At 61.4% G+C, this 1,135-nt stretch carries 2 protein-coding genes; both read right to left on the bottom strand.

What is annotated here, in order from left to right:
• Positions 1-111: 111 nt before the first annotated feature.
• Positions 112-708: a nucleotidyltransferase family protein gene (locus DBR24_RS18550; protein ID WP_123466808.1), complete on the bottom strand. Its 597-nt coding sequence runs from the start codon at positions 706-708 to the stop codon at positions 112-114.
• Positions 705-1,135 (bottom strand): XdhC family protein (locus DBR24_RS32805; RefSeq protein ID WP_256591626.1); only part of this gene is annotated, 431 nt, incomplete at its 5' end. The genes DBR24_RS32805 and DBR24_RS18550, both read right to left, overlap by 4 nt.

The raw sequence follows: 1,135 nt of genomic DNA, 5'->3' as shown, positions 1-1,135 counted from the left end.
GTCTAATTCCAACAGCCAGTAAAAAGCCCCGCCTGAGCAATCAGGCGGGGCTTTTTTTTGCCTTCGTTTTCGACATCACTGCCCGCTACCACAAGGTCATCCGTTCAGGCCTCAGGACCGGGGAAACACCAACGCTTCAGGCACGTCGATATCCCACAACACTCCGGGATCATCCACCGCCACTTCCACCACGCGCCCCTGCTTGAACAGCGGCCTGGCCCCGCGATCGCCACTCAACCCCAACAACGCCGGGCCAAACGAACGCCCAAATCCCACCGGATGGCCAAACTCACCAGCCTGCACTGGTACGCTTACGGCATCGTCCGCCATGGCAGCGACCACCCGCTCAAGCGTCGACGGCAAGATAAACGGCATATCCCCCAATACAATCAGCCAGCCATCGGCTTTCGGGCACGCAGCAATCCCGGCAGCAATGCTGTCGCCCATTCCGGTGGTGCCTATGGAAACCACTTCACAGCCGTAGGCCTGCGCCATACGCATCGCTTGCGGTCGCGCCTCGGTGGTCACCAGCACACGCTTGTCGAGGCTGGCGGGCAGATTCACCAACACCTGCTCGATCACTGACCGCACCGCGCCATCGCGCCCGGTGCAGTCGGCCAGCAACTTGTCTCTGTCCGCGCCGGCCACCTGGCGAAAGCGGCTGCCCTCGCCCGCTGCCAGCACGATCACTGCAATGGATCGACTCATGTGCCCTCCGCCGGCTTTTTCTGTTTCAACGCGATGCCGTTCTTGACCGCAACAATCTCCGCCAGCAACGACAAGGCAATTTCCGCCGGCGAATGGCTGCCAATGTGCAGACCGATCGGCCCGTGCAATCGCGCAATGGCTGCTTCTGACAAGCCTAGCTGAGCCAGATTCTCCCGGCGTTTCTGACTGTTGACCCGAGAGCCGAGTGCACCGACATAGAAGGCGGGCGAATCCAGCGCCGTCAGCAAGGCCATGTCGTCCAGGCGAGGATCATGGGTCAGCGCAACAATCGCCGTGCGCTCGTCGGTTTGAATGCTCAATACCGCGTCATCGGGCATGCCCGGAACGAAACGGCCCTGTTGCTCTGCCCAGCCGTAAACGAACTCGGTGCGCGGGTCGCAGATCAGCACCTCGAAATCCAGCAACC

Source organism: Pseudomonas sp. HMWF006 (assembly GCF_003061205.1).
In the GTDB taxonomy this organism is placed as follows: Bacteria; Pseudomonadota; Gammaproteobacteria; order Pseudomonadales; family Pseudomonadaceae; genus Aquipseudomonas; species Aquipseudomonas monsensis.
Note: the sequence above shows the minus strand (reverse complement) of the source record. Positions and strands in the feature narration are given on the sequence as shown.